This window comes from Exiguobacterium sp. J17977 (assembly GCF_018616375.1).
Taxonomy (GTDB): Bacteria; Bacillota; Bacilli; order Exiguobacteriales; family Exiguobacteriaceae; genus Exiguobacterium; species Exiguobacterium mexicanum.
In genome coordinates this window covers 91,665-118,560 of sequence record NZ_JAEQBB010000002.1, presented here as the reverse complement: position 1 = coordinate 118,560, position 26,896 = coordinate 91,665, and the positions used below count along the sequence as shown (strand labels likewise).

The following is a 26,896-nucleotide window of genomic DNA, read 5'->3' as shown; positions in this document are numbered from 1 at the left end:
TCATCATTTCTTCATTGGGTGAGGAGGAAATGGAACGTCAGATGTTCACGACAGACGGAGCTTCAAGACAAGTAAGGCTGTTGACGAGGGAAGATGCCGCACAACTTCGTGCTTTACAAGAAACCGACTTGCGGTTCATCCGTATTGGTTACGACAGTGTTGGGAGTTGGTTAGCGATCGATTTAAGCAATGGGGAGCTATTCTTTTGTGACGACGAATACAGACCGAGTGATGTGATTCGCACACCGATTGAAACGGTTATGAACTGGGCGCCGACGAAAGAGCGACTATTGCTCTTGACGCAACGTCTAAATCTAGGAGAGTTGTCTGAACAAGAACTTCCTCGAAAATGTAATACCCCGACGTTCGATGAGATGATTGAATGGATTCTGTATGTGAAGACGGGGCTATTGACTCGGGAGAACGTCTCCGCTTGGGCCGGACGTGTACTGTGGCAATCGGAAGAAGAGATGTTTGAAGGGTACATGATTGATGCACTGAATAATATAAGCGTGATCGATATGCCGGGCGAGACTGGTTCATATTTTTATCATGAAGTCGATTTGGACGAATGGATTGAGCAATTGCGGAGAAGGATGCGTCCAGATGAGGATTGAGGTTCAGCGAGTGGTTGAAGAAGGTGGTACGTGGCAGGTTTATGATGTGGACGGCATTGATTCATTGCTTTGGCTGTGCCACCTAAAGATTCGTCAATTGAAGCCAGCACTTCCTAAAGCGTCGAACATCACCATCCTATTTTGTGATGTAGCACTACGTGAACACGTTGAAGACATTAGACACTCGTTCGGTGCTTATCCAGTCTACATTACAACGTTGAATGAAGATGTGTCCCTCATGCCGTCTGTTTTGGCAGAGATAGAACGAGCGCTTCAGTCATATGATGTTACGGCTTTTACCGATGACATCATCCAAAGCTTGCGTGATTACGTTGAATCAAATGAATATGTGTTCTCTTCTCGGTTGATGTCAGAAATGAATAGACCCGGATCGATTCGAGCGATACTCAAAGTCCAAATTCATGCAGATGATACAGAGTTGATTTTGGAGTTGTTTGATGTGCGCCAGAAACGTAAGTTGATTCAGCGTGAGACGGTCATTCGTCTTAGACCATATGAATTTGTCACCTCATTCCCCGCGTCCTATCGCTTGTCTCGTCAGTTGTATCGGCTTCACTGGGAATCGCTGTATACAGTGGATGTCATCGGAATGTTCGGTGACCGCTTTCGGTATCGTATCTATCCAAAGCAAGATGGTCATTGGGTTTTCCATGCTGCTCAGCTCGAGCATAGACGTTCAGAGCGCTAAATCGCCGTGCGGTTAACCGTAGATAAAGGACCAGATGAACCAGCATAAGTGAATCGTCGCGATCGAATAGAGCGCAGTTAGCGAACCGAGTAAGCACGGGTTGTCACGTTTGTTGAAGTATCGAATCGTATATTCTGAGATGACGGCGCTCGTGAGCGGAATCACGGACACCATCATGAGGAATGACAAAAACAAAAAAGTTTCTACCCCGATTAGCGCAATGATGAAATGGTCTTGATCGATTAAGGCACCTTCCACATAAAAGTACTGACGACCGAGAATGTAATTCCAGGCGACAAAAGATAAAATGCCAAGTATTCGGATATGCAAGTGACAATCCCCTTTCCTATAAAATGGATATAGATTACAATAATTATAAAACGTGGCGGATTGATTAACAATTCGAATCGAAGGTAATCCTATATTCAATTTGGCGCTGAAAGGGTGCGATGGTCTGAAGAGAATGAAAATAAGCGATAAGGTGTATTTGGGAGCAGCCACTATCGCGATAACGCTTCTGTTAGCCGGGTTTTCCTACGCCATCTTTGATTTCTTGACTGCAGCTGATACGATTGACGGCGTGCCTGTCGGAGAGCTTGTCTATGAAGAGGATTCTCCAGACGGTGCCTTCACAGTCGAATTTTATCGAACGAGCGGAGGCGCGACGACCGGCTTCGCTATGCTCGGGGTGATGGAGCGGAAAGAAACAGGGGAACGGGCTCGAATCTTTTGGGAATATCCGTGTGAGACAGTTTCCGTCGATTGGGACGACGTACACATATTTATAAACGACATCAAACTGGAAAAGATGATGGACGTGTATGACTTCCGGTACGGCATCGCGGAACGTGAGGTTGATTCGTCGATTCCAGATTGATGATTAGTGAATTGATTCCGTAATCGGGGAGGCGACGCCATGCGTTGGATGATTCGGCTTGGATTGACCGCAGTGCTGACGGTGGGAGCAGTCTTCGTCGGACTTCGTCTCATCAGCTTGTTGATGGAATGGTGGTATGAGCCTCCGACCTCGGGGTTGAAATTGCGACCGACACCTGAAGCATTTGAGGACTCAAACGAGATGTTCGAAGGTACGATGAGGCATCCGAAAGAAGATGAACAGTCTCTTTTGAAACTGGACTATTTGGATTATACGATTGATTCTGTGGCGACCGTCATCGAACGAGGCGATGGTCTCTTCTATTTGGTGTTGTTACTAGCCTGTGTATTGCTTAGCGTACTGATTTTTGCCGCTAACATTCGTTTTCAGCACCGCAAGCGAGCTGACGAAACAGCTTCGTTCACGACGCGGACGTTCTCGCGTCATTCAGTCCCGAGCTCGATGACGAGTGTCGAAGAACCGGCTTGGACAGGTGTGACGATTCGGGACGCGCTCATCGCGTTCAATCAGGCGTTGCCGCCGGCGAAGAAATGGTTGCCGACAGAAACGGTTTCAGAGTGGGCGCGGCGCATCGAATTGACGGACGTCGATTTCAAGTCGTATTTAGATGAACGTTATGGCATGACAGATCCGGTAACGCCAGAACAGGTTGCGCGTTTCCGCACGACACTCGAACAGTATGAGAACCGATCGCATCACTGAACTGATTTCGTCGAAGCTGGATGAACATACGAAACAAGATAGGAGACATGACGATGGCTCGAATCAAATCATTTACGTTTTGGCTTACACTTTTTGCGGTGCTGATTTGTCTTTATAATGTGAGCGGTGCTGATGATAAATCGATTCTCTTCTTTCTGACGAGTCCACCATTTTGGATTATGGAGACGCATTGGTTCGTCGAGACGATCACACACCCTTCCAATATCCCGATGTGGGTCAAATATGGGGTGACCATCTTATTTTGGGCGATGGTCGGTACAGGGCTTGACCGCGTGTTTCTAAAAAAAGATGACAATTCAATCGTTCAACTTTGACAGATTGATGACTGATGAGAAGGAGCGAAACAGATGGAGTTCCATTTACCGAAGCGAATCAAGACGTTCTATTGGCGCGTGTTTCCGGTACCGTTTGTATGGATTGCCTATCATCAAATCGTTCACGATTGGCAATTGGAGCAGTTCGGTTTTGATGAGCTGGAAGATGTCGGGACATTGCTCTTTATTCTTAGCGTAAGCGCATGCGAGGCTGCGTTAGTGACGGTGTTCCTATGGTACGTCGTCGAATCAGTGAAGAAGCGGCTGCGTACATCCGAATAATCTCTCGTGATGTTGGACCTGATATACAGGTTCTTTTTTAACGTTTTCAAAAGTTTGGTGCGACAGAATCGTGATTATCATTGAATCAACTTATCGGAATCAATTCCCTCTTTTTTGTAAATTCAGTATACTCATGTTATTGATGTTAGAAAGAGGGCGATGAGATGAGACTTGAGACAAACCTTCCAGGATTTTCGGTCGAAACGATTGAACAGGTGGAGCAACAAGTCGGAGCACGCTTCCCGGATGGCTTGCGTGACGCATGGGGTCATGGGAACAAGTTCGAACTTGGAGATTGGTTCTTTTATCCGATCAAGGACGAGCGTTTTTTCAATAAGACGTGGGATGATGTGATTCGAGCCAATGAATTGAAGCAAGAGGAGTTGCCGCAAGGGTTCGTGACGCTTGCGACGAATGGGTCTGGTGATGAGCTCGGTTTTCTAAAAGACGACCGGGAGACGATTTACGTCTGGTGGCACGAGATAGACGAACTCGAGGTGGCGGCGCATTCGTTTGAGGCGTTCGTCGAAGTGACGCAGGCTGAAAACGACGTGCTCGAGACGTTTTGCGAACGAGTCGAGGAGAATGGACTCGTCTTTGGTCTATCTGCGGAGCAAGACGAAGGGTGGGCGTACGCACCATCGCACGTCGAAGATACAGACGTCTTGTTATTCTTTTCGTCCCGAGAGCTTGCGCTCGCTTGTCGGGCTGAAGAATGGGCCGACTATCATGTGATCGAGTTGCCGGTCGAATTATTTCTTGAACGCTGGTTGCCGAACATGTCGGATGAAGAGCTGCTGTGCGGCCTCGATTGGTCTAGCGAGCTGGTAGGGTTGGAATATGACCCAGAAACCATTCTAGAGTATTTCGAATAATTTTATTTCACATACTGCAAACATAATCTGTTTTATAGAAAAGAGAGTAGCAACTATGATAAATCCTTTTTCCAAAAAACGCGATCATCTCGACAATTGTTCGTGTTCAAACTGTCGAGAGGAACACAAAACCCCATCAGGTTACGGTTCTGTCATGCCGGCAAGCATCGAAGGCTTTTCGAAGAGACAGTTGAAGCGACGCGTCGTGTTGACCGATGACCTATGCGTCGTCGATAAGGCTCATTTTTTTGTCTACGGCTGTGTGGAGTTCCCGATTGTCGGAGAAGATGAGATTTTTTCTTGGAACGTCTGGGTGTCACTTAGTGCCGACAATTTTTTCCGCATGCTCGATTTGTGGGATGAGCCGTCCCGCGTCGAACTTGACCCGATGTTCGGCTGGTTCGCCACCGAACTACCTGGCTATCCAGACACCATCAATTTGAAGACGAACGTTCATACCCGAGAAGTAGGGATGCGGCCGTTCATCGAATTAGAGCCGACCGACCATCCGCTTGCTGTCGAACAGCGGGAAGGAATCACCCGCGGACGGATTGAAGAACTGGCTCGCATCGTGGAACGCGACGCATGAGAGGAGAACACATCTTTGAACGATTATAACGTAGGGAATATCTTTGAGCTGTATTCAGGCAACGAGACCCTTTCGGTGGAGCAACAAGCGATGATGGATCGCATCGACGCCTACGTTGAGGCGAACCAGTTCAAACAGCTCGAACATTACCTTCGACAGACCCGAGGCATCGAACAGATGTTGATTGACCGTGTGATGATGGATCCGACCGATAATAGCCGCTGGGACTGGCTCATCGGGTATGAATTGATTGATACCATCGAAGATTTTGCCCGGGTGAACAGCTTCGGTCTCACCGCCCATACGTTTCATCCGGATGATCCGTTCTATTTCGCGCTCGCTTTATATTGGACCGGTTGGAATGACTTTGTCATCACGGACGAGGATGTCGCCTGGGCAGAGTCACTTATCGAACAAGGACCGGAAGAAGTGAGCGGCCTGCTATGTATTGCGTTGGCGAGGAGAGACATCGATCATTTCGATTATACATATGTTCAACGAGCGATTGAACGATGCCCGTGGGCCGTCGAACCATATATTCGTCTCGGCGAACATCGCTTGCGGGCCCATCTAGCAGAAGGAAAGATGCTTCTACAGCAAGGGCTTGACCGGGTGAAGTATACGTGGGGATTCGATCAAAAGGGGCGCTGGTTCAACACGGGCTCGCAGTATTTCAATCCCACCACGTGGCGACAAGACACAATCGCTGAGCTGCTCGGTCTAAGCATGGACCACGACGAGTATAAAAAATACGAGCGGATCATCAATACAAGATAGTCACCCTAAAGAACGGAGTATTGGAATGATCTCAATCGCATTAGCCAAACCATCAGATGTGAATGCAATCGAACGACTGTATCACGCCTGTAAAGACGATTTGCTCGCCCGACAGATTTTCCAATGGGACGACACGTACCCGAACGGCTCCTATTTCGAAGCATGTATCGAAGAAGGCTCTGTCTATATCATGAAAGGCGGTGAGCAGTTGATCGGCGTCGTCGTGCTCGACGAATGGCAGTCGCCGGAATGGGAAACGATTGACTGGCGTCACGACCATCCACTCGTCATCCATTCTTTAATGGTGCATCCGGAGCGGCAAGGTCAAGGCAGTAGAAAAGCCATATTGCATGCCTCGGAACAGTTTGCGAAAACGGAAGGCTACACCAGCATCCGGCTCGACAGCTTTTCAGGGAATGAGGCAGCCTGCAACTTTTACAAACGACACGGCTACGTCGAACGCGGAAGCGTCCATTTCGATTCGAAACCGAAAGGGCATGAACGGTATATTTGTTTCGAGAAAGCACTTGATTGAACAATCAAACTTCGAGGTCCGGCCTTGGAAAGGAGCCCTATGCTAGAATTTGTTCGTGATTCGCAAGCCGTCGTTTACTTATTTTATCCCGCATCGAAACGTCTCTTAATGCACAGGCAGTTGAGTCAGTGCCTAGATGGTTCAATCGAGTCGTTCGATGTCATGTACAAGACGCATGGTTCAGGTGCCTCTCAGATTCAAACGCGTCTGACGCTGCAATGCGGCGATCAATCTTCGCTTCAGATTGAGAAAACGTTAATCACACTGACATTACCCGAAGCATCGATTCAAACGTGGATGAACGGACTTGCAACCGAGTCCGATCTGTATCGTGACTCTCCTGTCCCGGCCGTATTTATAGGAGCGTCAACCCTTGCTCGAGTCGAGTGGGTGATGTTAAGCAGACGTTCATCACTCTAGTCGTCCCCTGACAAGGACGACGATTGGGGTCGGAAAAAATCTCACTACATAGAGGGACTATGAAACAACCAATCGAAGTGTCTACCTATCAGCGGACAGTTCCCGTACCGAGTGACCAGGCGTTCATTTGTCTAGCATAAGATGAACAGATCATCAACATGACATAAAAGGGGAGATTCAACGATGTGGGATCAAACAACGAAATTACTTATGAAAAAGGCAAAGAAGCATCGAAAATGGACCGAAGGCGTATTTGTCAATCCAGTCTATTGGATGGTTAATGGAACGCCATACTACATGGCAGGGTTTACGCGAAACAATCAACCGGTAGCAACCGCCTACTTCACAATCGGGGAAGAGAACGTGGACGAAGTCCTGATTGCGCAGCCGAATCTGTCCTATTTTGCCGACTTAAGCGGCAACTTATCGCGTATGGCGACGGATCGCTCTAACATTCCGATCTCTTATTACACGAAACCGTTGGACATAACGGTTGTGGACGCAAGCCCACAGGTTCAACAAGGGAGAGACGCGTTTGCGCACTTTTGGGAGATTCAACAAACGTATAATCAGATGCTTCAGGACTATACGGCGTATTATAACGATGACGTATTAATCCGAAAGCACATTACGGACACAGATTTGTCTAAGATGAAAGAATTCGCCGTGCTCGCAGATATCTATCAGTATAAAACCTTGAAGATTTTAACGAGTCAGGGTGAAGACGTTCAAGCGTTCGCGGCGTTTCTCGAAAAGACGAAAGAATGGTCCAGCCTGTCTCGAGAAGAAAAGAAATTCATCAAAGGGATTGCGGTCGGCAAAGAAAATATGCAAAAAAGCATGGAGGCTCTAGACGTGATCGAGGCCAATGATTTTGACCAAATGTTCAAGTTGAATTATGACCACTTGATTAATAAAAACAAAGCAATCATCGAGGGGCAGCGACAGTATATCCGTTATCCGAAAGGGATTTCTTAAGGGGGATTTGATGTGAAACAACTTGAAGTGGCTACATATACGATGACAATCGACGCACCGATTGACCACACGTTCGCTTGTCTCGCAGAAGACGAACATATCATCAAATGGAACGACCATTTGATTGAGAACATCTACGAGGATGGTGACGCCTCACTGGTGACGGGAAAACGGTTCATCTCGGTCCAACAGTTCGAGAAGAAAGAGATTCGGGTCGAATCCGAGTTGACGTATGTCAATCGTCCTTCCGAATGCGAGGTGCAGGCGGTGACGAATCAAGGGGTATCGATTGCGACGTATACGTTGAGCGAGACAGCAGACGGGACCGACGTGACGATTCACATCTCACTCATCCCATCCTCATGGCTCTATGCCCTTTATGTGAAGGCGTTCAAATGGGCCATCCGGCTGGTGTATGATGAACAGTTCAAACAATTCCGGATTTACGCCGAGGCGAGTGCGCCAAAACCGTCACCTGCCCGAGAGGCGGAGTGATTCAGCGATGATTGAACCGATTATCGCTTCGACGCGTGACGCGGTCCGTTCGTTCTTTATCGATGCCTGGGGCTCATCTGAGATGGTCATCTCGACCGGGACGTATGATTGCGTCTCGCTTGACGGGTTCGTCTGGTCGGAAGGGAACATCATCATCGGCCTCGTCACGTATGTCATTCGGGAAGACGAGATTGAAATCATCTCGCTCGACAGTCTGCAGGAGAAGCGTGGCATCGGCTCGGCGCTCCTCGATGAAGTCGAACGAGTGGCCCAGCAACATCAGCTCGAACGGCTGTCGCTCATCACGACGAACGACAATTTGGAGGCGCTCGCGTTTTACCAACGTCGAGGCTGGCGCCTCGCGCGGATTATCCCGGGCGCGGTCGATGCGGCCCGGTTCCATAAGCCGTCAATCCCTGTCATCGGGGAGCACGACATCCCGCTCCATGATGAAATCATGCTTAGCAAAGTCATCACAACCTAAAGAAAAGAGGGATTAACCCATGATTCGATTCGGTATCATCGGCACAAACTTTATCACCCGTTCTTTTATTGAAGCGACTCATGAAGTCGAAGACGCATCCGTGTCCGCCGTCTATTCCCGGACAGACGAGCGCGCGAAAACGTTCGCCGAAGAATTTGATATTCCACATACATTCACCTCACTCGAGGAGATGGCGTCCAGTGAATTGATTGATGCGGTCTATATCGCGAGCCCGAACTCGCTCCACGCCGAGCAGAGCCTGCTGTTCATGCGCCACGGCAAGCACGTCCTCTGTGAGAAGCCGTTCGCCTCGAACGTCGAGGAAGTCAGGCAGATGCTTGAGACGGCGCGCGAACAGGACGTCGTCTTGCTCGAAGCGCTCCGCAACCTGTTCATGCCGAACTTCGATGTGTTGCGTCAAGAACTCCATCGCGTCGGACCGGTCCGGCGTGTCATTTTGAATAAGTCGCAATATTCGTCCCGCTATGACTTGTATAAGCGTGGGGACAACCCGAACACGTTCAATCCTGCCTTCTCGAACGGTTCGCTGATGGACCTCGGCGTCTATTGCCTCGGCCCGGCTTTGAAACTGTTCGGTCGACCGGAGGCCGTGCAGGCGAACGCGGTCAAGCTCGAGTCAGGTGTCGACGGCAGCGGTTCGGCCATCTTGTCGTATGACGGGATGGACATCATCGTGCTCCACTCGAAGATTCATGGCACGGACGCCCCGTCCGAGATCATCGGGGAAGCGGGACGTCTCGTGATTGACGATATCGGTTCGCTCGACCGCCTGACATTCGTTGGCCGCGACGGGACGACCGTCGAACTCGGTTTAGAACAGGCGAGCCATATGACGTATGAGATTCAGACGTTCGTGAACATGGTTGAAGCAGGGGAGCGGGAGACCGAGATTCACTCATTTGATGATATGTTCACACTCGCGGACGTCATGACCGATATCCGGCAGCGCATCGACGTGCGGTATCCGGCTGACGCATAACAAAGAGCCTCGAGCACACATACTCGAGGCTCTTATTCTAAATAGAAGGTGAGGAACAATAATGAACGTACAAGAGATTTTAGAGGAGATTGAAAAGATATATTATTGGGACTCTCGTGTGCTCGGGTGTGATTGTCGGTACTACGGGGATGAAGTGTTAATCAAAATCGAAGAAGAAAATGAGCCTTATCATCACCAGATCGAATTTTTAGGATGTATCAAAGTGGACATCGTTGCTCCTTTGAACGACCGGGTGGCACCCATCAAAGAATTAACTAGATTACAGCTACCTTACTTTATGCACGATATCGCTGTCTCGAGTTACATATTGGATGGGACCGAGGTGTTCGTCTGTAATCTGTTGTTCCCTCCCGCAAGCGCTGAAATCCATTTCACCAAAATCAGGATCGGGAAGGAATATCATTGATGCTGATTCTGCTCTAACGCATTCATCACCATCGCAATTCGTTCCTCGGTCGAGTAGTCGCCTTCGATTCTTAGGATGGGACAAGCCAGTTCAGCCAGCCATTGTTCATGCGACGACTTACTTCTCACTTCCGTCCCGGCATGGTCGTAGAGGGCGGCCCAACTCAAAAACGCTTGTGATTGCTCGTATAGGCTACCGCCAGCGAGTGCTTCCGCACCATAGCGCTCGAGTTCCCGTTGTTGCAATCTGGCCAAGCGGACGTCGGGCGGAATCCATAAAAAGATGACAAAATCAAAATAGGGCATGAAGCAGTCGCCCCAGCCGACAAGTGACCCTGACAGAATCCACTGTTCAGATTGGAGCAACTCTTCCTTGAGCATCTCGCGTCGTTCAGGGACGGGTCTCGGTTCGGTGAACTTGGTGGTCCAAAAATAGTCATCCGTATCGAGATATGTATGCGGCAACACGTTCGCTAACGCGTCGCCAAGTGTTGACGTCCCGGAGCCCGAAGCGCCCACTATGTGAATGTAGTGTTTCATTTCTTTTCCTCCCTTCTATACAGACATCATAAAAATATTTGAAGCCATGACTACGTATGTTACTGTTCAGAACGGTGAAGGACGAGACCCGTCGATATCTGTGAAGCCATAGTGCGCGGACAGCGCCGCGACAGTGAGGGTTTGACCGCTATAAAGATTTTTGTCCAAATCGTTCGCGAGCGCGACGACGGCACGACCGACGTAGGCGGTCGTCTCTGTCGTCCCGTCCTCTGGGTTGAAGCCGGCGTCGAGGACACGCTCCGTCCGCATCCAGCCGGGGCTCAAGGCGACGACCGAAATCTTCAGGGTCTCGAACTCCTTGGCCATCACGTAAGTCATCCGATTGATGGTGTTCATGGCTAAATCATAATACAGGTTGCTGGCGACGCCGCTGTCTGTGAACGAAGTGATGTTGATGACGACGGCATGTTCACTTGCTTGAAGGAGAGGGACGGCGTGTCGAATGGTTGAGAGATAAGCTTTTGGTCCTGCGACCATCATCGCATCCCAGTGTTCGTTCGGTCTCTCCCAAAAATGTCGTCCTTGTCCCCGAGGCACCGAATCTTCTGAACCACCGAAGATGCTATTCACTAATAGATCGATTCGACCATGTTCTAATTTGATTCGAGCAAACAGGCGTTCAAGTTCTTGTTCATCTGTATGATCGCATGGGACAGCGATGCCAGTCCCTCCACGTGACGTGACGGCAGAGGCCGTATCTTCAATCGTCTCCGGTCGACCGTCCGTTCGTTTCGAACCAGAACTTCTTCCCGTCACATAAACGGTCGCGCCAGCGTTCCCGAGTTCCAACGCAATGCCTCTCCCGGCTCCACGAGAGGCACCGGCGACGAGCGCAACCTTCCCTTTCAATGGGTACATTTCTGTTCCTCCCTTAGCAAGTATGAATCATAAAAATCAGTTGAATGAGGTATTCAACGAACAAAACTCATATGTTTATATGGAGCTCTTGAATATCGGTGATGATGGTTTTCTCAATCTCTTCTTTAGACAGATTGCAGGTCAATATGGATTCATGGTTAACCCCTAACCAATCCTTGGCACGATACCACTTCTTTAAATCGTGTTCGGTAAACTCGAGGTCTTCACCTTTTGTTCGATGTCGTTTGAACGTTTCTTCTAAGGACAGGTCGAAGTAGTAGACAAGCGCATTTCCATTAAAGGCGTCAATCAGGTTCAATATCATCTTTCCATACCTTTCTTTGATTAGGATTCCTTCGAGGATTACAATCGGACAGCGTTCCATTCCATATAACGCAATCCGTTCAATCAACTCAATCGATGAGTTATTGTCTTTGTCACGTGTATGTAAGATATCCCTTCGAATTACGTCTTGGGAGACGAGCATCGTTTCAGGTCCAAAGTTCTTTTGAATCTGTTTGGCGATGGTCGTCTTTCCACTACCAGAATTGCCTCGCAATATAACTAGAATCGGCTTCATCATATTCTCCTTTTTACGCGATTGGGATGTTGAAATATTAGGATTGACTGGTGAGTGAAACAATCAATGGTAGCAAACTGCGAAGCCTTCACTATGTGAATACTTCGCTCCAGATTCAGCCTATACTTTTTGCGGCGACCATCGTGAACTCCCATGGCATATTCTCATCGTTCCAATCTCGATGTTCGTCAAAACGACGGATTTGAAAGCCGGCGGTGATCACCGAATTCATGATGTCGCTCAGCGTATGGTGTCTTAGCAAGACATCAGGGAAGTCCTTCTGTTCGTCTTCATCAAAAAAGGATTTAAACGCGATATTCTCTTCATATAACTTGTTATCAAAATATACGGGCATCAATGTAGACTCAGGACCAATGCATCTTTTAAGAGGATGATAATCACTCAAAATCATGGTTCCCCCCCGGTTTCAGGATGGAATAAAGGATATCGCATAATCGCTCGAGGTCATCAAAGTAATGTAGGATGCCTCCCTCTAAATAAAGAAAATCGAATTGGCCATCATATTTGATTACATCGAGATTATAGATATCACCTAACACATAGTCGATTTTCGTCTGGGCACAGGCAGCTAATTCCAGTGCATATCTTCTGTTCTCTTCGGACACGTCGAAGATGGTGACGTTCGCACCCATCAACGACAGCGGGACGGCTCTTCTTCCGTTCGACCCGCATAGATTGGCCACGTTCAGTCCATCCACGTCATGAAAATAGTCTCGGTGCTTCTTCAAGCTAGCTCGCGGGTCTTTTAAAATTTCTTTTGCCTTGTCTGCTGGCGTGCCGTCGCGCTTTTGCCAAAACTCATAGGCACGGTATTCCCAAGCGGTTTTATTGGCTTGTGTCTGATTATTCAAACGCATCCGTCCTCTCTTTTGATTCAGTTGTATGTAACGCTTTGAAAAGCTGTAAGTGGTTCGAAGCAGAATCAACAGCATTTAAGAGAATAAGGATTATACTGAAAGCACGCTGGATAATTTTACAATAAGTTTCAGTGGAATGATAGTGGATGACGACATACCTAAAACAGGAGACGAATACATGACGACCTTATATTTCGTAAGACATGCACACTCTACATATACAGCCGATGGGTTGACGAGACCTTTATCTAAAAGAGGGGCGGGTGACGTGCCTCACATCACAAACAGATTAGGTAAAGAAGCGATTGAACTCGTCGTCTCGAGCCCATATAAACGAGCCATTCAAACCGTCCAAGGGATTGCTGACCAGCTTGGAACAGAAGTGCTACTCATGGACGATTTGCGGGAACGGACGTTGACGACAGAACCGGCGGAAGATTTCACGTTGGCGATGACAAAAGTGTGGGAAGATCCTACTTTTGCATGGGAAGGCGGCGAATCGAACGTTGTCGCTCAACAGCGGGGAGTCCGTGCGATTCAGTCACTACTCGACCAATACGAAGGAAAGCGAATCGCAATCGGTACGCACGGGAATATCATGGTGCTCATCCTTAATTATTTTGATGGACAGTGTGGCTATACGTTCTGGAAAGAACTCGATATGCCGGACGTTTATAAAGTGACGTTTAAAAAACATGAACTAGTGAGCGTCGAAAAGCTATGGGACCGTCAAGAAGTGGTTTGAAAGCCGTTCATGCCGTCATAAAAAAGGATGGGGCCGGTCTCGGTCCCATCCTTCAAAGTCTACTCTCTATTCAGATACAGATGGCGGATAAACAAGCCGAGTGCGACCGTCATGATGACGGCCGGAATCAATCCGACGAGCAACAAGGAACCCATGCGTTCAGTCCTTTCTGAGCGCAGCGAGGCGCTGTGTCATGTCTTGGAACGATTGTCCGTCCGAGAGCACGCTCAATTCACCGGCGACGAGGTCGTTCACTTCACGGTCCCAGTCCTGGCTGAGCGTCGTCTCGAGTTTGGCGAGCTGCGTCGCCGTCCGTTCGACTTGATGACTTCCGACGCGCGCGAGCTGTTCACGCACTGCCGTCTTCAACAGGGCGCTCAAGTCGTCGCGCAACTTCGTCCGGCCGTCGCCTTCGAAGAACTGGTTCGCGTTCTTATAGTGCTTCAAGACGGGACGGAACGGGGCCGCCTCGAACGTGACCGGGTCGACGGCGTCGCGGAGCCAATCGATATCGATGTCATCTTCGAACGACAACGTCGGCAGGAGCGGACGCAGTTTGAGCGTCTCGCGCTCGATTAAGCGTTCCGTCTCTCGTTTCAAGAAGCGCTCGAGTCGATATTGGAACACTTGCAACTCTTGATGGATGTCATACGCATACTTGTCGAGCGTCCGGGTGAGTGCGCGCTCGAGGCTCGCTTTCGATCCATCGACCTCGACCGGGTGGAACGTCTCTTTGACGAAGTCCGACAGCCGGAGGAGCGAGCGAGTCTCGAGGTGAGCGAGCAACTCGTCCGTCTCACGCTTGAACGGGTCTTCGAGCGTCGTGACGTTGAGACGATTGTCAGACGTGCGCACTTGTTGGAGTTTGTCACGACGCGCTGCCTTGACGCTCGCATCCGCTTCGGCCTCGCGGACGACGTCCTCGAACGCGGCGACGAGGGTACGTGCCTCATCTTTGATGCGGACCGCGTTCGCCTGACGCAAATCGTGGTCGACGAATTGCTCAAGCTTGGCCGAGAATCGGTCGAACCCGGCATCCGCTCCCTGGATGGCGTTTCGGCTCGAGATCGGCAGCACCGTCGGATGACGGACACCGAGCTTCGTCAACTGGTTCGACACATAATCGGTGACGGCGAACCGTTCCGCTTCATCCGCCGCCAAATCTGACGCGTTGACGAGGAAGAACATGTGATGGTCACCTGTCCCTTGGACCCGTCCGAGCTGGATGACGAGTTCACGGTCGGCCTCGGTGAAGGCGTGATTGTAATACGTCACAAATAAAACGGCATCGGCGTCACGCATGTAGCCGAACTGCACCTCGCTATGTCGGTTGAACTGCGAGTCGGCACCCGGCGTGTCGACGAAGATGATGCCACGTTCGGCCCAAGGGGAGTCGATGGCGAGCTCGATCTCTTTGACGATGCAGCTCTTCTCTTCCTCCGTGACGAACGAGCAGAACGTGTCATAGTCGACCGTCTCCTGGCTACCGAGATAGGACAGGGGAGCGTTCTTGACGGCGTTGACGAACGGGTGGTCGAGATGGAGCGCGTCGAGTGACGCCCCGTAACCGTTCAGCTCCGCCTCGAGCTCGGCACGTGTCTTGAACGTGATCAACGCACTCTTGTTGGCGCGGCCGTTCGGCGGCACGATTTTCGTGATTGATGCCGTCAGTGGGTTCGGTGACGTCGGGAGCACCGTCTCGCCGAGCAACGCATTCAACGTCGACGACTTACCGGACGAGAACGCCCCGAAGATGGCAAGCGTGTACGTCTCGGATTCGGCCCGGGCCAATTTATGACGGAGCGATTTGACGCGTGACTTGAATAACGGATGGCTCTCTAATATTTCACATACCGCATACTCATATGAAAATTCAAATGAAAAAGCGGTAATATCATCCACCAAAAGCGAGGTCGAAGCAACTTCTTGTTGTTGATGTTCGACTTGTTTCTGCGGCAATTGATCGGCCGTGACGTAGTGGCGGGTCTCAAGGTCCTTCAAACGCGAAGCAGAGAGGTCACGTGTCGTGTAATTGGTGAGCTCGTCTCGCTGTTCCGCCAGCTGACGTTTTAGCGCCAGCGTGTCGAGCATGTCATACAACTCATCTTGCTCGGTCTCGATGACGTGGATTCGGTCTTTGCCTTCGGCCTCAAGATATGTTTCGACAGACGTGACCCACGGTTCGGACACTTTCGTCACCCAAGAGGCGAGAGCCGACTCGATGTCGCGGCTGAATTGAAGCACCGTGTCACCACTGAGCGATGCGCCGGACTTCACCTGGTCACTGATGAGCGTGCTCGGTGCGGACGGTAACGTGTCCGGCCGGGACAAAATCGCCTCGGGCAGCTTTAAATCGCGGACGATGTCTTCCGCGTACTTGATCAAGTGGGGGCGAAGGTTCGTATCGATCAACCGGTTGAACTCTTTGACGGCGACGTCTTCACGACGCAGCCGTTCCTGGCGCGTCTTGTCTTTTGAGAAAAACAGGCCGACCTTGAATTCTGGCGCACAACTCTCGAGATAGTCCCGCAGCAATTTGCGGAACTCGTAGTTCATGATTGGCGCGCTCGCGACAATCGGCGTCTGGTGTTTGAAGAACTCGCGGCGGAACGCGGTGAGCCAGATCGCTTTCTTGTCGAGACGTTGCAGGCGGGCTTGAATCTCCGTCGGTTGCTTCTCGATAACCGGCAACTCGTCCAAGAGGGCGTCGTTCGCACGAGTGGACCGGGCGAGCAACGTATCGACGAGCAAGTCGGCGCGTGCTTCCGCATGTTCACGCGCGGCGTCGATGACGGTTTGGACGTACGTCCGGAGGCGTTCGACCTCATTTTCCGGGTGATCGAGCTCACGGAGCGAGATATAGAACATGTCGTCCGGATTGATCGCGTGACGGGTGAAGGCAGTCTCGAGCGAGCGTTTGAACGTGTGGAACGGAAGCTCTCCTTCATCGTGCTTATCGATTTGGTTGATGATGATTGAGTAGGGACGTCCCTCGGCGCTGAACTGTTTCATCAGTTTGATGTTTTGTTCGGACTGGACGTGATTGTAATCCATCATGAAGAACAGATGGTCGGCGAGGAAAAGCGAGCGTTCCGTCGCTTGACGGTGTCGTTCATCGGTCGAGTCAATCCCGGGCGTGTCCATGAGGACGACGTCGCTTCCGAATGGGAAGCGGGGCAGGGCGTACTCGACTTCTTTAATCTCTTCGATTTTGCAGTAGTCGCTCAAGCGGTCGAGCTCATCCGGCGCAAGTCGAATCCAATCTGTGTCGTTGACGGCGACCGATGCCCCGACGTCCCCCTGTCGAAGCGTCACGATGTTCGCACTCGTCGGAATCGGGCTCGTCGGCAACACGCCATCCCCGAGCCAATTGTTGAGGAGCGTCGACTTACCTGCTGAAAAGTGGCCACAGACGGCAATCCAAATCTCGTTTTGTGTCACTTTTCGGAGTGCGGTCTTGGCGAGACGAGCCGACTCGGTCTCAGCTCGTGTGTCAAATACGTCGGTCAATTGCGCGAGGCGCATGCGTTGTTCGTTCATAAATCCCCATCCCCTACTTATGATTCCGTCGTGATGCCGACGCGGTGTCTACGATATGAGTTGTTTTTCCAGGCTTGAATGACGAGCTCCGCCACATCGTCACGCGAGATTGGTCCCGAGTTCTGCGTCCCGAGCACGTCAGCTGTGATGACGATGTTCCCGACGGACGCGTCTTCAATCAATTGCGTCGGGCAGACGATTGTGTAGTCGAGGTTCGACGCATCGAGCAGTTCATAGGCTCGGGCGTGATCCTCGGCCGCGCTCGTCATCGAGCGCTTCGATTCGCGCGTCTCGAAACGATAGTTGTCAGAATCATGTGCCTGTAAGATGCCCGCCGTTCCGACCGTCAAAATACGTGTCACTCCGTTTGCTTGCATCGCCGAGATGACGAGCGGCGTAAAACGGGACAGGACATCCTGCTTATCCGTACCGAGCGCCGATATGACGACGTCGGCTGATTGTACCGTCTCCACGATGGCATCCGTATCGGTTGCGTCCCCGATGATGACCGTGAGTCGTTCTCTCGGCTCGACCTCACGGCGTGACAACAGTCGGACATCGTGTCCGTCTTCTAATAAACGTTCGAGCAACCGCATCCCCGTGCGGCCGCTCCCTCCAAATAAAGCAATGGTTGACAAGTAAACCCCTCCCCATCAAGATTAAAGAAAATATCCAACGCCATCATACCACGGAAGCGCTCTCGAAACAGGGGACAACGGCTTAAAATGTTGTGAGGTTTCAGGGCATGTCAAGTAGGATACAAAAAGTTAAGACGTGTATAAGGGAGGAAGACACTTCGTTGTCGACACCGCATGAGATTTGGAGCTAGAACAATTAAGACCGGGATATCCGTCGCCTTGGTATTGCTTATCGCCGAGGCATTTCAATTTCAACAGATCGTCGTACCGGCACTTGCGGCCTCGCTCGCGTTGTTGCCGTCCGTCTATCAGACGGGTGTCCGGCTATTAGAAGAACTAAAAGGGAACTTGATCGGGGCTTTACTCGCCGTCTTCTCGTTGATGTTGACGCCGAACCCGACCCCGATCGCCATCGGCGTCGTCATCATCATCGCCATCTCGATCCTCCTCTTCTTGAACCTCGAGTCGACGACCCGGACCGTCATCTTGACGACGATTCTGATCATGGAAGGGGCGAGCCAATCGGACATGCCCGTCTGGATGTTCGCCGGGGAACGTTACTTGCTCATCATGATGGGGATCACGGTGGCACTTCTCGTCAACGCGCTCTTGTTCCCACCACGCTATGAACGGAAGCTCGAGGACGAGATTACGACCGTCTTCCAAATGGCCGTCCGCATTGCCCGTCTGTTCTCGGAAACAGAAGGTGGACGTTCGTCGTTCGAGTCACTCGAAGAGACGAAAAAGAAACATCGAGGCTCAAAGACGACGTATGACTTCTTTGAAGAAGAGATTAAAGCCAACCGCTGGCTCGAGAAGAAGACGCCGATTTATCGCCGGGCCGTCTTGAAGTCGAAGATGATTGATACGAACAGTGCCGCCATCCACGTGCTCGACAAGTTGCATGACGATTTTCTGACACTCGAACACCTGCCTCCACAGCTCGAGGACGAACTGATGCGTCATATGCGACACTTGCTCAGACGGCATGAGCGCCTATTTTCAGCCTATGAACTCGAAAACGAGCATATCATCGACCGGGAAGAGGATTTGATTCATGAGAACTTCGATTTTGCGAAGTTGATGATTGAGAAGATGCGGGATGAAGAGGAAGACCTCATCTTGACCGTCGTTCCGCTCGTCGCGACGATGACGGATTGGGTCAAGGCGATGAACGAGCTCGAACGCTACCTCATCACCGAGATGAAGAAACACGGAGACAATTTGAAAGTGGAGCCACGCAAGAAATGGTTCTTTGAAGACTAAACCGCTCTCGAGCGGTTTTTTGTATACTTAAGCTAAGTCATTACATAAGGAGAACAAGATGCAGACTTACTTACAACATACGACAAAGTTTTGGAACATCCGCGTCGGCACAGACGAGTTTGTCGTCCAGTACGGAAAGCTCGGCACGATCGGCAAAGTCCAAATTAAATCGTTCGAAGACGAAGACGATTGCCTTAAGGAAGCAGACAAGCTGATTCGTCAGAAACTTCGGAAAGGGTACGTCGAGACCGAGATTGACTGGGAAGACTTGATTTACGTCGACGACCCGGAAGTCGGTCCCGACCAACTCACCGCACATCCTCGGTTCAATGCTCATTTTCAGGAGGACTTCTACTTGGATTGCACGGATGAGTACAGTCCGTTCGGCAGTGATGAAGGCGCCGACGTGCTTGTGATGTTCGAGGACGTGATCCGAAAAGAACGGGACAACAATTTCCTCGTCGGTGCGTACGACATCATTTCGGGCTGGATGGAGCGGGATATATCGAGCCCTGACGACTTGGTGACATATGAATACGGATTCGACTGTGATGTCGCCGTCATGTCGAGTGCGTTCGCATCGATTAAACTGACCGGTCATCTGGACGCTGCGCTACAGGAGGAAGGCGTTGCCGCACTCGACCGTCTTATCCAGCAAGTCGAACCAGAAGACAGACCGCGGTTTAAATTGATGAGCGTGCAGTTGAGCAGTTTCCCGACCTCAATTTGAAACTTTTTTAGGGAGTGCGCCGTATACTAGAGGTAGAACGGACACATGCTCCGAATCGTTAGGGGGAAACACCAATGTCAGACATAGAAACAACACCGACAACATTCAGCGGCACATTGCCAATCGAGGCACGCACCGTGTTCCGACTGTCGAGCGCCATCTTTTATCTCATCGGGCTCGTCATCACAGGCGGCCTCGTCGCGGCCGCGCTCTATTTTGACTGGCCGACATGGCTGCAATATACGATGTACGCCTTGCTTGCCATCGACCTCATTTATAGTGTGATCGACATCGTCGTCTTCCAAAAATGGAAGCAAGAGCGGTTCACGTATGACGTGAAACCACTCGAGATTCGCCTGCATCACGGCATCATCACGACGCACGACGTCTTGATCCCGATGACAAAAGTCCAATACGTCCACGCCCAGCAGGGACCGCTGCTACGAAAGTACGGCTTGCAGACAATCACCATCGGAACGGCTGCCGGGTCACACGACATCTACGCGATTGAAGAATCGTTTGCGAAGTCACTCCGGGAACAGATTGCGGTGTATGCCCGCATCGAGGAGGAGGATGTCATATGACGGAAGCCGCCCTCACGTGGCATCGACTACCGAGTCGCGTCTTGCTGTTGCGTGTCTTAGAGGTCATCAAGTCGTTCATCATCCCGCTCGTGTTGTTGTTCGTCATCAACAATGACTGGAGCTCGACGTTCGGCATCATCCTGCGCGTCGGGATTCTGCTGTTCCTCTTGCTTGATATTTTGCAGAAGTTCTTCGGCTGGCTCAACTTCCGTTATGCGCTCGACGAGAAGACGGTATATGTCATCGACGGTAACTGGATCAAGAAAGAAAAGTCATTGCCGCTCTATAAGATTCAGAGCGTCCACTCGAACAGCCCATTTTTGTACCGGCTGCTCGGTGTCGTCGAATTGACGTTCGATACGAACGCGAACAGTGACGACGCCTCGTTCAAATTGGCTGGCGTCTTCCCGAATGAGGCAAAACGGCTCGAAGACATCCTCGACCAGGTCCGTCACCGCAAGACCGAGACCGACGTACCGGTAGAAGGGGAGACGGACGTGACCGAAACACCGGTGACGATTGAAAAACCGACGAGTCGTTTATTGTACGCCCTCTCGACCCGAGAGATCATCATCGCCTCGTTGACGTCACTGTCGGTGTTCGCCATCTTCCCGGTCGCCTCGACGATCATCTCGTCCATCGATGACTTCATCAATCTCGACGGGACGTTCGATACGATCGGCGATTGGGTCGTCCACGCGTCCATCATCGCCATCGGCCTGCTCGTCTTGTCGGTCCTGATGTTGTCGGTCGTCATCGGCATGGTCATCAACTTCTTGAAGTATGGGAACTTCCGGCTAGAACGACGCGGTGACCGCATCCGCGTCGAGAAGGGACTACTCAACCGGTCCGCTAAAGAGATTCCGTATGAGAAGATACAAGCGGTCCGCATCAAAGAGACGTTCATCCGGCGCTGGTTTAATATCGTCGGCGTCGAACTCGTCGCAGCCGGGACGATGGATGAGTTGAAGAATGAGTCGTCGACGATCCTCCCATTTGTGAAACGGGAGCGGGCGATGAATGTGTTGAACGAGCACTTCGACCAGTTCGTCTGGTCTGACACGCTGTATCGTTTGCCGAAGCGTTCCCTTTGGGTCAAACTGCTACGCATCAGCTGGGTCGGACTTATCGTCTCGGGTGTCGTGCTGTATTTCTTCCGCGATTACGCTTGGTGGCTCATTCTGCTGTGGGCCATCATCATCGGCGGCCGCCTGTTGAGCTATATGACGACACGCTACGCCCGGAACGGTCGCTTCATCGAATTACGGACCGGTGCCTTCAACGTCACATCGTTCTTGACGGACAAGCCGCGAATCGAACAGATACAAGTGACACAGACGCCACTCCAGCGACGCTTCAATGTCTGTAACGTCTTGTTTTCGACGCGTGGTGTCTTATCGCATGAACTGATTGAGGATATCCCGAAGCAAGAAGCGGACGCCATGTTGAACTGGTTCTCCCGTTATACGGTAGAGGAAGACATGAAAACACCGGGCTAAATCGCCCGGTGTTTGTTCGTCACGTCAACTTCACCATTTTCGCGTTTCTGTTACTGAAAAATGGGAACAAGTATGGTATGATGCAAGTAGAAAGAGACCGGTGCTGGACACACCGGCCTCTGGCTTACAGGCTACCACTTCAAGAGTGGCCCAGCCGCCAAAATGGTTAGTGAATCAGAAAGTGACCCATCTCATTGCGCCGAGGGGGTCATTTTTTTGTGCGTTCAGACGTTGCACGATCGGATGTTTGGTGTAACACCAAGTGAACGATAATCGGAGCGAGGATCGGGACGATCACATAATCGCCGACCCAGGTCCATAGTAGTTCCATCCGCACCACCGCCTTCCTCCATTGTGGACTTGGCGGCTGACCCCACTATTGCTGCGTTAACCTGCCTCTTCATTATAGCAGATTCTTGTCAAAAAAGATGCTAAAAACAGGAACGTTTGTTCTTGTTTTATAAAATGAACCTTTCGTCCGAATGGGTCTCACGATTGGGTCCAAAGATGGATTTGAACCAATAATAGCTTGTATGTCAGAGGTCAGACAGGATATAATCAATCTCGTGTGTATAACCACATGGGTGGGTGAGGGTGCCAATAAAGGATTGATTCCTATGGCAAAACAAACAGAATGGAAAACAGAAACATACGGGGGCGTGCTGAACTTTCTGGCGACAGCATACATCCCGGCCGTTCACGCGGCAATCTTGACACAAGCCGGACTCCCGTTCGAGGGAGCGCTCGTCGGAGCGATTTTGACAAGCATCATCGGAACGTTCATCGCAGGGCTGTTCAACTTGCCGCTGCTCCTGTTACCAGGGATGGGCATCAACGCGTTGTTCACGTATACGCTCGTCCTGCAGATGGGGCTGAGCTGGCAAGGCGCGCTCGCCGTCTCGTTCGTCTCGGGGGCGCTCGTCGTCCTGTTGACGGTAACAAAAGTGGCGAGGAAACTGGCGAACGCGTTCCCGCCAATCATTCATGACGGATTGACGGTCGGGCTCGGCCTGTTCCTCATCTTGATCGGACTCGAGGCGGCGGGGATCGTCTCAGGCGGTGGCGGGGCATTGCTTCACATCGGAGACCTTGGGGAACGGCCGGTACAGGTCGCGTTCCTGTCGCTCTTCGTGGCCATCCTGCTCTTCTTGAAGATGGGACCGAGCAGCTTCCTCTGGACGATCGCGTTCGGGGTCGGTTTGAGCGCCGTCATGGGTACGCTCGACTGGACCGGTGAGTTCGCGCTCACGCCGTTCTTCGAGTCGTTCGGTACCGTGTTCGGCAACGTCTCGTTCGCCGAGTCGGCGTCACCGATTTTCTTGGTCGCTGTCGGCGTGTTGACGCTCGTCTTGCTGATTGAGAACATCAGCCTGATCCAGAATCAGACGCGCGCCATCGGCAAGGATGCGGACGCACCGAAAGGGCTCGTCGCCCAAGGGCTGTCGACGATGGCCGGTGCCATGTTCGGCTCGAGCCCGACCGTCTCGACGGTCGAGGTCGCGGCCGGCATCTCGGTCGGCGCTCGGGGCGGCATCGCCTCGTTCGTGACGTCAGGGTTGTATGTCGTCTCGCTCTTGTTGCTGCCGCTGTTCGCAATCATTCCGGTGACGGCGATTGCGCCGGTGTTGATCATCATCGGCATGATGATGTTCCAGAACGTGAAGCATCTCCCGCTCGACAATTGGGAGCATGCCTTCCCGGCTATTCTCGTCATCATCATGATCCCGTTCACGTATTCCATCGTCGATGGCATCGGGCTCGGATTCATCGCCTACACGATGATTGTCTTGTTCAAGAAGGGCTATCGGTCGCTCAGTCCGGTCGTCGGTGTCTTGACCGTATTGTTCTTGGTTTTCTTTTCTTTACCAGTCTGGCTATAAGATAGGGCGGTACCGTGTAGACGGTGCCGCTTTTTTGTATGATGAGACAAAGGGGTGTGGTTCTATGGAGAAATCAGGTGGGTTCGTTTCAATCGGAATCGCATTCACAACAGGAAGAGGTCTGCTTCACAATCTCCAAATCATTTGTAAGGTGTTAATGCGAGATGGTGGGAAGTTAGATCAAATCACCTATAGCAAAGACGAAGAGGGAACTGAATGGGTGACGATTGAACCGAAGGGATCAGACCTCGACTTGTCTCAAATCCAATATTATGGTTCCGTCACCCTTTCGACTGCCCGGTTTGGTCGACGTGACCAAGTCGTGACCGTGTCGTTGAGAGATGAAGTCGGTTTTGAAGGGCTGCTCATCGATTTAGACTGGAAGGACTTGTTCGTAGAAACGAATGATGTGGAATCGATTGACAGAGTTACAGACAGTGTGGAACGACTGCTTATGGACGTATACCGAAGCACATCCTTCGCCTATGCGATAGCAGGACACGAGATTGAGCTGGACTTGGCACCTGAGACGCTTCTTCAAGACCGTAAACTGATCAATAGTCTGTCCCTCTCTGTCATACCAATCGAGGATGGTCTCAAAGTGATTCACGGGACAATCGCACTTGATGGGATTACGTTACAACTCAGACGAACATATTCAATTAATCTATAAAGCATTACAGGGACATGGTATAATTTCCTTAATTTAGAAATTATTGAAGTTTTAATTTACAGTGAATGAGGATGAACCATGAATCGAGAGCAAAAAATACGCGGCTTGAGACGGAAATTAAGAAAAATGGCTGAGCACGTTGAGGAAACGACGTCCACGTTTTCTACAACCTTCATCAATGGATATTGGAACAGCAAAATCCCGATTGGTCAGCCCATTTTGTTCTCCAAACGCTTCAAGATGCGCGGGAAACGTCTCGTCGTAGACACATTGCTGGATGGAGCAATCCGTTTGAAACATCTTCTACCTGACAAGTCTTATCAGATTGTCGTGCTATTAGACATCCCTACGCTGTGGTCGTCTGAAATCATTGTCTTTCAATCGGACGAAGCTTATCGAGCGTTTCTTCTAAATCAGAATTGGACCCTTGGATTGATGGAGTTCAAGGAACACGAAAACTTATTGCGACAATTATCTGGCAACATGGAACTGAAACGGTACGTGTCTGTACTATGTGATGAGGATGGTCAGTTTGAAAGTGAAAGTTGGTTACTTCTTGTACAGTAGAGAAAGTTTGATGTAAATCATCAAGAAAACGTTACTTCTCAACTCGAAATAGAATAAGTCAAAACGAGCGAATAGCTTAACATGTAAGGAGCCATAATCATGACCGACAAAACGAACACCCTTCATTTATTTTATACATATCTAAACTGGCTCGATTCACTGACCGACATTGATGAAGACACGTGGGACGCACCGCTCACAACCGGGAAATGGTCCATGAAGGCCATCCTCCTCCATATGACAAACTGGGATACTTATCTCATTCAAGAGACGGTCCCTGCGCTTCAAGCTGGGAGAGAAGTGGTGTTCCCTGAGTTCGATGCGTTCAACCAGCGTGCCATCGATCAAGCGAAACGAGGCATTTTAGCGCGCGACGTGCTCGCGGAAGCAAAAGCGGCGAGACAAACGTTGATTGAGACGATTGAACGACGGGGCACCCTGTCGCCAGACGCGGAAGCGACGCTGTTTCACATCATCGAAGACTTCATCGAGCATGACCGGCATCATGAATACCAAATTGACACGTTCCTACATCAGAGCGGACAGGAGAAACCATCATGAATCAACGACTATTCCGTCTCGGCGGCATCCTCGGATTAAGCATTGCCCTCATCACGACACCAGCTCTCGCAGCGGAGACCGAGAAGACACCCGAGGCGTATGCCGACCAGCATTTTGAAGACATCGTGCTCGATCATATCCAAGAGGGTCCAGCGTTATATGACATGACGACGAGTGAGAACCTATCGTTCGGACCACTCCATCCCGTTATGACTCCCTCCCGGACGTATATGACATCTGAGGAGAAGTTTCCGCTCGGAGAGGCGCTAGAGTTCACTAACGAATATGTCGCGGTCGTCTATCAGGATGACGTCCCGGTCAATGTAATTGGAACATATGAGGTAGCGGAAGAGGAGTACGGCTTCTCAACATTCGGATATGGGCAAGAGTTGGCGATTGCCCTGGATGCGTTGGACGACCAAGAAGGCGATATTGTCTATCAGGCGCAACGTAGTGCCTGGTTCGAAATGAATGGTGAGACGATGATCCCGTTGACGCCGGGAACGAAAACGTTTGTCGGAGAGGAGACGATTTCGCTAACTTCGTACAAAGAACTGGCTGGCGACCTATACACCGCACCTGGTGAACCGAGTGATAGCGACCTGGTCGGTGGGGCACCTGCTGCAGATGAATCAGCGACACCACAAGAGCTTCGCCGTTACGGAATCGCCTTTTTAGCGTCTATCCCGCTCATCTATCTCGTGTTCCGCCGGCGAATCCATGGATAAAACCGCTAAGATCTTGACGTTTACGACAATCGACCCGGCTATCGATCGAGCCACCATCACGGCATTCCGAAACGACGCCCATCGTTGCAGCTATGGAGAGACGTGTCCGTTCGAAGAAGCGTCCTACTTGAAATGGATAGAGAGACGCGTCGACCGATTTCCCGCTGGATTTGTGTTGGTCAAAGAAGATGGACAGCCCATTGGTCAGCTTGAATTGCAAATCGTCTCGATCGATGACGTCGAGGTCGGCTTCATCAACCTTATCTATCTCGTACCTGCGTATCGAGGGAACGAATATGGTAACCTGTTGACCGATTATGCCGAAACGTTCTTCAAAAGCAACGGGGTCGAGTCCTATCAGTTAAGGGTATCACCATTCAATGCACGCGCCATCGCATTTTATGAAAAATCAGGCTTTCAAAAAATCAAGGAAGTGACGCAACCACACGTGCTGTGGTGCTACATGAAAACAATCGGGAGGTGAGT

Annotated in this window: 36 protein-coding genes; 27 read left to right on the top strand and 9 right to left on the bottom strand. The window is 50.8% G+C overall.

Annotation, left to right across the window (positions count from 1 at the left end):
- Positions 1-29: 29 nt before the first annotated feature.
- Both KNO58_RS04095 and KNO58_RS04090 read left to right on the top strand, forming a co-directional pair.
- Positions 30-617, top strand: coding sequence for a hypothetical protein (locus KNO58_RS04095; protein ID WP_214752011.1), 588 nt, complete (start codon positions 30-32; stop codon positions 615-617).
- A complete protein-coding gene (locus KNO58_RS04090; protein ID WP_214752010.1) occupies positions 607-1,326 on the top strand; it encodes a hypothetical protein in 720 nt (239 codons plus the stop codon). Before KNO58_RS04095 ends, KNO58_RS04090 begins: the two co-directional genes overlap by 11 nt.
- Positions 1,327-1,338: 12 nt before the next feature.
- Here KNO58_RS04090 and KNO58_RS04085 read toward each other — a convergent pair whose 3' ends face one another.
- Positions 1,339-1,656, bottom strand: a complete 318-nt coding sequence (locus KNO58_RS04085) for a hypothetical protein (protein ID WP_214752009.1) — start codon at positions 1,654-1,656, stop codon at positions 1,339-1,341.
- A gap of 157 nt (positions 1,657-1,813) precedes the next feature.
- On the opposite strand from KNO58_RS04085, the gene KNO58_RS04080 reads away from it, so the two are divergent.
- The 14 genes from KNO58_RS04080 (at position 1,814) to KNO58_RS04015 (ending at position 10,123) form a co-directional block, all read left to right on the top strand.
- On the top strand, positions 1,814-2,203 hold the full coding sequence (locus KNO58_RS04080) for a DUF5412 family protein (RefSeq protein ID WP_251026076.1): 390 nt from the start codon (positions 1,814-1,816) through the stop codon (positions 2,201-2,203).
- Between the two features lie 39 nt (positions 2,204-2,242).
- Positions 2,243-2,926: a hypothetical protein gene (locus KNO58_RS04075; protein ID WP_214752007.1), complete on the top strand. Its 684-nt coding sequence runs from the start codon at positions 2,243-2,245 to the stop codon at positions 2,924-2,926.
- Positions 2,927-2,979: 53 nt separating this feature from the next.
- Positions 2,980-3,261 (top strand): hypothetical protein, encoded by a 282-nt coding sequence (locus KNO58_RS04070; RefSeq protein ID WP_214752006.1) that lies wholly within the window; start codon positions 2,980-2,982, stop codon positions 3,259-3,261.
- A 33-nt stretch (positions 3,262-3,294) separates the two neighbouring features.
- Positions 3,295-3,543 carry a hypothetical protein gene (locus tag KNO58_RS04065; protein ID WP_214752005.1) on the top strand — a complete coding sequence of 83 codons (249 nt, stop codon included), beginning with the start codon at positions 3,295-3,297 and terminating at the stop codon, positions 3,541-3,543.
- A 164-nt stretch (positions 3,544-3,707) separates the two neighbouring features.
- Positions 3,708-4,418: a DUF2750 domain-containing protein gene (locus KNO58_RS04060; protein ID WP_214752004.1), complete on the top strand. Its 711-nt coding sequence runs from the start codon at positions 3,708-3,710 to the stop codon at positions 4,416-4,418.
- A gap of 55 nt (positions 4,419-4,473) precedes the next feature.
- On the top strand, positions 4,474-5,007 hold the full coding sequence (locus KNO58_RS04055) for a DUF2199 domain-containing protein (protein ID WP_214752003.1): 534 nt from the start codon (positions 4,474-4,476) through the stop codon (positions 5,005-5,007).
- A gap of 15 nt (positions 5,008-5,022) precedes the next feature.
- Entirely contained in the window at positions 5,023-5,784 is a 762-nt protein-coding gene (locus tag KNO58_RS04050) for a hypothetical protein (protein WP_214752002.1), read from the top strand.
- A gap of 25 nt (positions 5,785-5,809) precedes the next feature.
- Entirely contained in the window at positions 5,810-6,319 is a 510-nt protein-coding gene (locus KNO58_RS04045) for a GNAT family N-acetyltransferase (protein WP_214752001.1), read from the top strand.
- Positions 6,320-6,358: 39 nt separating this feature from the next.
- Entirely contained in the window at positions 6,359-6,739 is a 381-nt protein-coding gene (locus KNO58_RS04040; RefSeq protein WP_214752000.1) for a hypothetical protein, read from the top strand.
- A 183-nt stretch (positions 6,740-6,922) separates the two neighbouring features.
- Positions 6,923-7,717, top strand: coding sequence for a hypothetical protein (locus tag KNO58_RS04035; protein ID WP_214751999.1), 795 nt, complete (start codon positions 6,923-6,925; stop codon positions 7,715-7,717).
- Positions 7,718-7,729: 12 nt separating this feature from the next.
- Positions 7,730-8,212 carry an SRPBCC family protein gene (locus KNO58_RS04030; protein ID WP_214751998.1) on the top strand — a complete coding sequence of 161 codons (483 nt, stop codon included), beginning with the start codon at positions 7,730-7,732 and terminating at the stop codon, positions 8,210-8,212.
- Positions 8,213-8,219: 7 nt separating this feature from the next.
- Positions 8,220-8,696 carry a GNAT family N-acetyltransferase gene (locus KNO58_RS04025; RefSeq protein ID WP_214751997.1) on the top strand — a complete coding sequence of 159 codons (477 nt, stop codon included), beginning with the start codon at positions 8,220-8,222 and terminating at the stop codon, positions 8,694-8,696.
- Positions 8,697-8,715: 19 nt separating this feature from the next.
- Positions 8,716-9,696 (top strand): Gfo/Idh/MocA family protein, encoded by a 981-nt coding sequence (locus KNO58_RS04020; protein WP_214751996.1) that lies wholly within the window; start codon positions 8,716-8,718, stop codon positions 9,694-9,696.
- Between the two features lie 61 nt (positions 9,697-9,757).
- Positions 9,758-10,123: a hypothetical protein gene (locus KNO58_RS04015; RefSeq protein WP_214751995.1), complete on the top strand. Its 366-nt coding sequence runs from the start codon at positions 9,758-9,760 to the stop codon at positions 10,121-10,123.
- On the opposite strand, the gene KNO58_RS04010 is transcribed toward KNO58_RS04015, so the two are convergent.
- From KNO58_RS04010 to KNO58_RS15370, 5 genes are all read right to left on the bottom strand, one after another.
- Positions 10,117-10,662 (bottom strand): ATP-binding protein, encoded by a 546-nt coding sequence (locus KNO58_RS04010; RefSeq protein ID WP_214751994.1) that lies wholly within the window; start codon positions 10,660-10,662, stop codon positions 10,117-10,119. The two genes, KNO58_RS04015 and KNO58_RS04010, sit on opposite strands and share 7 nt — an antisense overlap.
- A gap of 66 nt (positions 10,663-10,728) precedes the next feature.
- Positions 10,729-11,541 (bottom strand): SDR family NAD(P)-dependent oxidoreductase, encoded by an 813-nt coding sequence (locus KNO58_RS04005; RefSeq protein ID WP_214751993.1) that lies wholly within the window; start codon positions 11,539-11,541, stop codon positions 10,729-10,731.
- A 67-nt stretch (positions 11,542-11,608) separates the two neighbouring features.
- A complete protein-coding gene (locus KNO58_RS04000; protein WP_376778140.1) occupies positions 11,609-12,157 on the bottom strand; it encodes an AAA family ATPase in 549 nt (182 codons plus the stop codon).
- Between the two features lie 79 nt (positions 12,158-12,236).
- Entirely contained in the window at positions 12,237-12,527 is a 291-nt protein-coding gene (locus KNO58_RS15375) for a hypothetical protein (protein WP_251026074.1), read from the bottom strand.
- A complete protein-coding gene (locus KNO58_RS15370; protein ID WP_251026073.1) occupies positions 12,520-12,993 on the bottom strand; it encodes a class I SAM-dependent methyltransferase in 474 nt (157 codons plus the stop codon). Before KNO58_RS15370 ends, KNO58_RS15375 begins: the two co-directional genes overlap by 8 nt.
- 184 nt (positions 12,994-13,177) lie before the next feature.
- On the opposite strand from KNO58_RS15370, the gene KNO58_RS03990 reads away from it, so the two are divergent.
- Positions 13,178-13,744, top strand: coding sequence for a histidine phosphatase family protein (locus KNO58_RS03990; protein WP_214751991.1), 567 nt, complete (start codon positions 13,178-13,180; stop codon positions 13,742-13,744).
- Positions 13,745-13,903: 159 nt separating this feature from the next.
- On the opposite strand, the gene KNO58_RS03985 is transcribed toward KNO58_RS03990, so the two are convergent.
- Both KNO58_RS03985 and KNO58_RS03980 read right to left on the bottom strand, forming a co-directional pair.
- Positions 13,904-17,284, bottom strand: coding sequence for a dynamin family protein (locus KNO58_RS03985; RefSeq protein WP_214751990.1), 3,381 nt, complete (start codon positions 17,282-17,284; stop codon positions 13,904-13,906).
- A gap of 17 nt (positions 17,285-17,301) precedes the next feature.
- Complete coding sequence (locus tag KNO58_RS03980) at positions 17,302-17,922, bottom strand: NAD(P)-dependent oxidoreductase (protein WP_214751989.1); 621 nt, start codon at positions 17,920-17,922, stop codon at positions 17,302-17,304.
- A 219-nt stretch (positions 17,923-18,141) separates the two neighbouring features.
- Here KNO58_RS03980 and KNO58_RS03975 point away from each other — a divergent pair, with 219 nt between their 5' ends.
- From KNO58_RS03975 to KNO58_RS03960, 4 genes are all read left to right on the top strand, one after another.
- The gene (locus tag KNO58_RS03975) at positions 18,142-19,188 is read left to right on the top strand and encodes an FUSC family protein (RefSeq protein WP_251026072.1); all 1,047 of its coding nucleotides are present in this window, start codon (positions 18,142-18,144) and stop codon (positions 19,186-19,188) included.
- A 58-nt stretch (positions 19,189-19,246) separates the two neighbouring features.
- Positions 19,247-19,918 (top strand): WGR domain-containing protein, encoded by a 672-nt coding sequence (locus KNO58_RS03970; protein ID WP_214751988.1) that lies wholly within the window; start codon positions 19,247-19,249, stop codon positions 19,916-19,918.
- 74 nt (positions 19,919-19,992) lie between these two features.
- A complete protein-coding gene (locus KNO58_RS03965; protein ID WP_214751987.1) occupies positions 19,993-20,502 on the top strand; it encodes a PH domain-containing protein in 510 nt (169 codons plus the stop codon).
- Complete coding sequence (locus KNO58_RS03960) at positions 20,499-22,001, top strand: PH domain-containing protein (protein WP_214751986.1); 1,503 nt, start codon at positions 20,499-20,501, stop codon at positions 21,999-22,001. The genes KNO58_RS03965 and KNO58_RS03960 overlap by 4 nt, the downstream gene beginning before the upstream one ends.
- Positions 22,002-22,209: 208 nt before the next feature.
- Here KNO58_RS03960 and KNO58_RS15415 read toward each other — a convergent pair whose 3' ends face one another.
- Complete coding sequence (locus KNO58_RS15415; RefSeq protein ID WP_260570668.1) at positions 22,210-22,332, bottom strand: hypothetical protein; 123 nt, start codon at positions 22,330-22,332, stop codon at positions 22,210-22,212.
- Positions 22,333-22,618: 286 nt separating this feature from the next.
- On the opposite strand from KNO58_RS15415, the gene KNO58_RS03955 reads away from it, so the two are divergent.
- The 6 genes from KNO58_RS03955 to KNO58_RS03930 all read left to right on the top strand — a co-directional run bounded on the left by KNO58_RS03955 (position 22,619) and on the right by KNO58_RS03930 (position 26,894).
- Positions 22,619-23,881: an NCS2 family permease gene (locus KNO58_RS03955; protein WP_214707809.1), complete on the top strand. Its 1,263-nt coding sequence runs from the start codon at positions 22,619-22,621 to the stop codon at positions 23,879-23,881.
- A gap of 64 nt (positions 23,882-23,945) precedes the next feature.
- Entirely contained in the window at positions 23,946-24,554 is a 609-nt protein-coding gene (locus tag KNO58_RS03950; protein ID WP_214751985.1) for an Imm64 family immunity protein, read from the top strand.
- Between the two features lie 78 nt (positions 24,555-24,632).
- On the top strand, positions 24,633-25,121 hold the full coding sequence (locus KNO58_RS03945; RefSeq protein WP_214751984.1) for a DUF3916 domain-containing protein: 489 nt from the start codon (positions 24,633-24,635) through the stop codon (positions 25,119-25,121).
- Positions 25,122-25,220: 99 nt separating this feature from the next.
- Complete coding sequence (locus KNO58_RS03940) at positions 25,221-25,682, top strand: DinB family protein (protein ID WP_214751983.1); 462 nt, start codon at positions 25,221-25,223, stop codon at positions 25,680-25,682.
- The gene (locus tag KNO58_RS03935) at positions 25,679-26,410 is read left to right on the top strand and encodes a hypothetical protein (protein ID WP_214751982.1); all 732 of its coding nucleotides are present in this window, start codon (positions 25,679-25,681) and stop codon (positions 26,408-26,410) included. Before KNO58_RS03940 ends, KNO58_RS03935 begins: the two co-directional genes overlap by 4 nt.
- Positions 26,403-26,894: a GNAT family N-acetyltransferase gene (locus KNO58_RS03930; protein ID WP_214751981.1), complete on the top strand. Its 492-nt coding sequence runs from the start codon at positions 26,403-26,405 to the stop codon at positions 26,892-26,894. Before KNO58_RS03935 ends, KNO58_RS03930 begins: the two co-directional genes overlap by 8 nt.
- The last annotated feature ends 2 nt before the right edge of the window (positions 26,895-26,896 follow it).